Source organism: Pseudomonas sp. RW407, assembly GCF_003176655.1.
Taxonomy (GTDB): domain Bacteria; phylum Pseudomonadota; class Gammaproteobacteria; order Pseudomonadales; family Pseudomonadaceae; genus Pseudomonas; species Pseudomonas delhiensis.
The window spans coordinates 667,030-672,916 of record NZ_QGSL01000088.1 but is presented as its reverse complement, the minus strand read 5'-3'; the positions used below and the strand labels follow the sequence as shown (position 1 = coordinate 672,916).

Genomic DNA, 5,887 nt, shown 5'->3' with positions numbered 1-5,887 from the left:
TCGGCCATGCGCGGGGCGATCTGGCTGGGGTCGATGCGGTCGGGCCATTCGCCCATCAGGCCCATGATGACGGCGCGGTCGGTGCCGTGGCCGACGCCAGTGGCGGAGAGGGAGCCGTAGAGCTTCACTTCGATGCGCTCGACGCGCTCGAGCAACTGGCGTTCGCGCAGGGCGGCGACGAACAGGGCGGCGGCGCGCATGGGGCCGACGGTATGCGAACTGGAGGGGCCGATACCGATCTTGAACAGGTCGAACACACTGATAGCCATGCCGGCCTCCGCAGGAACTGGGCTGATGCGGAGCGCCCGCGGGCACCCCTGATGCGGGGCATCATCGGCCCTCGGCCGGTGGAGCCGGCGTCCGGCACCGACTTGGCCTTATCCAAAAGCGCCGCGGCGTGCGACATGGGAAGAATCGTGCCAGCTGGTGTCGCTCATGCGACAAATAATTACGAATATGAGACGCAGTCGATAGACAACATCAATCAGTCGACAGCCCCATATTTCGGGGTGTTTCATGATGAACGGTCGACGAACGGCTAGGGTTTCGCCTTCGGACCTGTGCTTGACCCCTCCCCGTAATTGCTAGAGGCTGACCTCATGAAGTGTCTTCTGTTGTCGCTGTTGGCGTTACCCGTTCTTTGCTCAGGCCTGGCCCAGGCCGCCGAACCGCAAGCCTGCTCGCTGGTCCGTTTCGCCGATGTCGGCTGGACCGACATCACCGTCACCACCGCCGTCACCCGCCTGGTGCTCAGCGAGCAGGGCTACCGCACCAAGGTCGAGCGTCTCTCCGTTCCCGATACCTACAAGGCCATGGCCGAGAAGCGCATCGACGTCTTCCTCGGCAACTGGATGCCGAGCATGGCCGCGGACATCAAGCCCTACGCCGACAATGGCTCGGTGCAGACCGTGCGGGCCAACCTGGAGGGTGCCAAGTACACCCTCGCCGTTCCCCAGTACGCCTACGACGCCGGCCTGAAGAGCTTCGCCGACATCGCGAAGTTCAAGGAGCAGCTGGGTGGCCGGATCTACGGCATCGAGCCGGGCAACGACGGCAACCAGCTGATCCGCAAGATGATCGCCGACAAGGCCTTCGGCCTGGGCGACTTCAAGCTGGTGGAGTCCAGCGAGGCCGACATGCTCGCCTCGGTGCGCCGCGCCGGCGCCCTCAAGCAGCCGATCGTCTTCCTCGGCTGGGAACCGCACCCGATGAACACCCGCCTGCAGATGCGCTACCTGGAAGGCGGCGATGCCTATTTCGGCCCGAACTACGGCGGTGCCACCGTCTACACCAACGTCAGGGCCGGCTATCTTGATGAATGCCCGAACGTCGCGCAGTTGCTGCGCAACCTGGAATTCGACCTGGCCATGGAGAACCGCCTGATGGACGCGGTGCTCAATGAACGGAGCAATCCGCGCCAGGCCGCCAAGGACTGGTTGCAGGCCAACCCGCAGGTGCGCGACGCCTGGCTCAAGGGCGTGCAGCCGCGCGCCCAGGCCCCGTCCAAGGCCGTCGTCCAGCAGTGAAGGCGACGTCCCCGGGCCGTCGGAACAGGGCCGTGGAACTGGATGCGACACCCCTGGTGCTGATTGCGACTTCGCCTGCACTGGTTGCGACGCACCCGGTATGCGGCGGATTTTTCCTGTTCCATGATCGTTTCCGAATCGACGAAGAAAGGGCCCGCGTCCCGGCGCGGCCCACCTAGAAACCCACGCAGATCGCCCTATCCCGCAGAGGAGTACGCTCATGAAAGGTTGCAAGTCTTTGCTGCTGGCAGTGTCCCTGAGTGCGCCGCTGGTGGTTCAGGCCGCTGAACCTGAGTCGTGCGGCACGGTTCGCTTCTCCGACGTCGGCTGGACCGACATCACCGTCACCACCGCGACCACTCGCCAGGTGCTGGAATCGCTCGGCTACACCACCAAGGTGAACATGCTTTCCGTGCCGGTGACCTACCGCTCGCTGGCGAACAAGGACCTCGACGTCTTCCTCGGCAACTGGATGCCGAGCATGGCCAACGACATCAAGCCCTACGCCGACAACGGCTCGGTGGAAACCGTGCGGGCCAACCTGGAGGGCGCCAAGTACACCCTGGCGGTCACCCAGGCCGCCTACGACGGCGGGCTGAAGAACTTCGCCGACATCGTCAAGTTCTCCGACAAGCTCGGCGGCAAGATCTACGGCATCGAGCCGGGCAACGACGGCAACCGCCTGGTCCAGGGCATGATCGACAAGAACCAGTTCGACCTCGGCAAGTTCAAGCTGGTGGAGTCCAGCGAGGCCGGGATGCTCTCGCAGGTGGGCCGTGCCGACCGGCGCAACCAGTGGATCGTGTTCCTGGGCTGGGAACCGCACCCGATGAACACCCGCTTCAAGATGCAGTACCTGCAGGGTGGCGATGACGTGTTCGGCCCCAACTACGGTGGCGCGACCATCTACACCAACGTGCGCAAGGGCTACGTCCAGGAATGCCCGAACGTCGGCAAGCTGCTGACCAACCTCACCTTCACCCTGGACATGGAAAACAAACTGATGGACGCCGTGCTCAACGGGGGCAAGAAGCCCGAGGACGCGGCCAAGGCCTGGTTGAAGGATCATCCGGAACTGCTCGATGCCTGGCTGGCTGGCGTCACCACGCGTGACGGCAAGCCGGCGCTCGCCGCGGCCAAGGTCGCTTTCGCCAAGTGACCTCGGCCGGTCGCTTCCACCTTGCTTGATGGGCCCGCACTATGTTTCTGACTGAACACAAGATCCCCCTCGGTGAGCACATCGCCGCCTTCGTCGACTGGCTCACCCGCCATGGCTCGGCGGTCTTCGACAAGATCTCGGATGTCCTCGAGTTCCTCATCCACGGTGTCACCGGCGGGTTGCTGTGGTTCCACCCGCTGCTGCTCACCGCGATCATGGTGGGCCTGGTGCACTTCATCCAGCGCAGCATCGGCCTGACCCTGTTCGCCCTGGCCTCGCTGCTGCTGATCCTCAACCTGGGCTACTGGCAGGAGACCATGGAGACCCTCGCCCAGGTCATCTTCGCCACCCTGGTGTGCGTCGCCATCGGCGTGCCCCTGGGCATACTCGCGGCACACAAGCCCTGGTTCTACACCGCGCTGCGGCCGCTGCTGGACCTGATGCAGACGGTGCCCACCTTCGTCTACCTGATCCCCACCCTGACGCTGTTCGGCCTGGGTGTGGTGCCGGGCCTGATCTCCACCGTGATCTTCGCCATCGCCGCGCCCATCCGCCTGACCTGCCTGGGTATCCAGGACGTGCCGGCGGAGCTGATGGACGCCGGCAAGGCCTTCGGCTGCTCACGCTGGCAGCTGCTGACCCGTATCGAACTGCCGCACGCCATGCCCAGCATCGGCGCCGGCATCACCCAGTGCATCATGCTGTCGTTGTCGATGGTGGTGATCTCCGCGCTGGTAGGCGCCGACGGCCTCGGCAAGCCGGTGGTGAACGCGCTGAACACCGCGGACATCTCCCTGGGCTTCGAGGCCGGCCTGGCCATCGTCCTGCTCGCCATCCTGCTCGACCGGGTGTGCAAGCAACGCTCGCTGCGGGGGAGGTAAGCACTATGTCAGCGATTCGCTTCGAACACGTGGATGTGATCTTCGGCACCCACACCAAGGAGGCCATCAAGCTGCTCGACCAGGGCATGGGCCGCGAGGAAATCCTCAAGCGCACCGGCCAGGTGCTCGGCGTGGAGGACGCCTGCCTGGACGTCAACCGCGGCGAGATCTGCGTGATGATGGGCCTGTCCGGCTCCGGCAAGTCGAGCCTGCTGCGCTGCATCAACGGCCTCAACAAGGTCAGCCGCGGCAAGCTGCTGATCGAGCACGAAGGCCAGCAGGTGGACATCGCCAGCTGCTCGCCGGCGACGCTCAAGACCATGCGTACCAAGCGCATCGCCATGGTCTTCCAGAAGTTCGCCCTGATGCCCTGGCTGACCGTGGCCGAGAACATCGGCTTCGGCCTGGAGATGCAGGGCCGCCCGGCCAACGAGCGGAAGAAGGTGATCGACGAGAAGCTCGAGCTGGTGGGCCTGTCGCAGTGGCGCGACAAGCGCCCGGACTCGCTCTCCGGCGGCATGCAGCAGCGCGTCGGCCTGGCCCGCGCGCTGGCCATGGACGGCGACATCCTGCTGATGGACGAACCCTTCTCGGCCCTCGACCCGCTGATCCGCCAGCAGCTGCAGGACGAACTGCTGGTGCTGCAACGGCAACTGCACAAGACCATCGTCTTCGTCAGCCACGACCTCGACGAGGCGCTGAAGATCGGCACCCGCATCGCCATCATGAAGGACGGCCGCATCATCCAGCACGGCAAGCCCGAGGAGATCGTGCTGAGCCCGGCGGACGAGTACGTGCGCACCTTCGTCGCCCACACCAACCCGCTCAACGTGCTGTGCGGCTCCAGCCTGATGCGCGGCCTGGACCAGTGTCGCCGGCAGGACGGCGAGGTGTGCTTCGACCAGGGCCGCGACTGCTGGATCGGCCTCACCGAGACCAACCAGATCAAGACCGCGCGCCAGGGCAGCAACATCATCGACCTGCAGCAATGGCGCCCGGGCGACGCGGTGGAGAGGCTCAAGCACGAGCCGACCCTGGTGGACGTCAACATCCGCATGCGCGACGCCCTGCAGATCCGCTACCAGACCGGCCACAAGCTGGTCCTGCAAGAGCAGAGCCGTGTGGTCGGGGTGCTCGGCGACAGCGAGCTGTACCACGCGCTGCTGGGCAAGAACCTGGGCTGACGGGGCCGAGGAAGCGAAGACGCCGGGCAGATGCCCGGCGTTTTCGTTTTGCGTAACCGTTCGCGGTACGGGCGCAGGCGGCACGGCTTCTCGTAGGAGCGAGCTTGCTCGCGAACGGATTTCCCGGCGGCTGCGGTGCCGTGCGGTTCGCGAGCAAGCTCGCTCCTACGAAGAGCCCATCGGTGCGGCCAGCCTCAATGTTTGAGCTCGGCCAGGCCCTTGAGCAGCGCCGCGTGGAACGCCTGCGGGTCCTGGATCTGCGGCGCGTGGCCGAGCTTGTCGAACTCCACCAGGGTGGCGTGGGGGATGGCCTGGGCGGTGCGCTTGCCCAGCTCGGCGTAGTTGCCCAGCTTGGCGCGCAGCGGCTCGGGGGCGATGTCCTTGCCGATCGCGGTGTTGTCCTGGGTACCGATCATCAGCAGGGTGGGCGCCTGGATCTGGCCGAACTCGTAGAGCACCGGCTGGGTGAAGATCATGTCGTACTGCAGCGCCGAGTTCCACGCCACGCGCTCGTGGCCGGAGCCGTTGTAGAGGCCGGCGAGCATGTTCACCCACTTGTCGTATTCCGGCTTCCACTGGCCGGCGTAGTAGGTGGCCTGCTCGTACTTGCGGATGCCCTCGGCGCTGGTCTTCAGCTCGCGCTCGTACCACTGGTCCGGGGTGCGGTAGGGCACGCCCAGGGCCTTCCAGTCCTCCAGGCCGATGGGGTTGACCAGCACCAGCTGCTCGACCTGCTGCGGGTACATCAGCGCGTAGCGCGCGGCCAGCATGCCGCCGGTGGAGTGGCCGAGCAGCGTCACCTTGTGCAGCCTGAGCTTGTCCAGCAAGGCGTGGGTGTTGCTGGCCAGCTGCTGGAAGCTGTACTGGTAGTGCTCCGGCTTGGTGGACTTGCAGAAGCCGATCTGGTCCGGCGCCACCACCCGGTAGCCGGCGGCGCTCAGGGCGGCGATGCTGGCCTCCCAGGTGCCGGCGCAGAAGTTCTTGCCGTGCAGCAGCACCACCGCGCGGCCGTTGGGCTTGGCCGGCTTCACGTCGATGTAGGCCATGTGCACGTGCTTGCCCTGGGAGGCGAAGCTGAAGTGCCCCACCGGGTAGGCGTAGTTGAAGCGTTCCAGTTCGGGACCGTAGGTTGGCCGG

At 65.6% G+C, this 5,887-nt stretch carries 6 protein-coding genes; 4 read left to right on the top strand and 2 right to left on the bottom strand.

Going from position 1 to position 5,887, the window contains the following annotated elements; genetic code table 11:
* Window positions 1-269: serine dehydratase beta chain (locus DK254_RS09550; protein WP_305888125.1), on the bottom strand; the 269-nt coding region annotated here is incomplete at its 3' end.
* 381 nt (window positions 270-650) lie between these two features.
* Between DK254_RS09550 and DK254_RS09545 the strand changes: the two genes are divergently transcribed.
* From DK254_RS09545 to choV, 4 genes are all read left to right on the top strand, one after another.
* Window positions 651-1,526, top strand: coding sequence for a choline ABC transporter substrate-binding protein (locus DK254_RS09545; protein ID WP_371921127.1), 876 nt, complete (start codon window positions 651-653; stop codon window positions 1,524-1,526).
* Between the two features lie 220 nt (window positions 1,527-1,746).
* A complete protein-coding gene (locus DK254_RS09540) occupies window positions 1,747-2,685 on the top strand; it encodes a choline ABC transporter substrate-binding protein (RefSeq protein ID WP_109933582.1) in 939 nt (312 codons plus the stop codon).
* A gap of 41 nt (window positions 2,686-2,726) precedes the next feature.
* Window positions 2,727-3,566, top strand: a complete 840-nt coding sequence (gene choW, locus DK254_RS09535; RefSeq protein ID WP_009614795.1) for a choline ABC transporter permease subunit — start codon at window positions 2,727-2,729, stop codon at window positions 3,564-3,566.
* A 5-nt stretch (window positions 3,567-3,571) separates the two neighbouring features.
* Complete coding sequence (choV, locus tag DK254_RS09530; protein WP_109933581.1) at window positions 3,572-4,750, top strand: choline ABC transporter ATP-binding protein; 1,179 nt, start codon at window positions 3,572-3,574, stop codon at window positions 4,748-4,750.
* 194 nt (window positions 4,751-4,944) lie between these two features.
* Here the strand turns inward: choV and DK254_RS09525 are convergent.
* Window positions 4,945-5,887, bottom strand: a 943-nt coding sequence (locus tag DK254_RS09525; protein WP_109933969.1) for an alpha/beta fold hydrolase, incomplete at its 5' end; no start/stop codon positions are given.

Bases quoted from the DNA above. Each gene is read 5' to 3' on its own strand.
- DK254_RS09540 (WP_109933582.1), top strand. From the start codon at position 1,747: ATGAAAGGTTGCAAGTCTTTGCTGCTGGCAGTGTCCCTGAGTGCGCCG.
- choW (WP_009614795.1), top strand. From the start codon at position 2,727: ATGTTTCTGACTGAACACAAGATCCCCCTCGGTGAGCACATCGCCGCC.
- choV (WP_109933581.1), top strand. From the start codon at position 3,572: ATGTCAGCGATTCGCTTCGAACACGTGGATGTGATCTTCGGCACCCAC.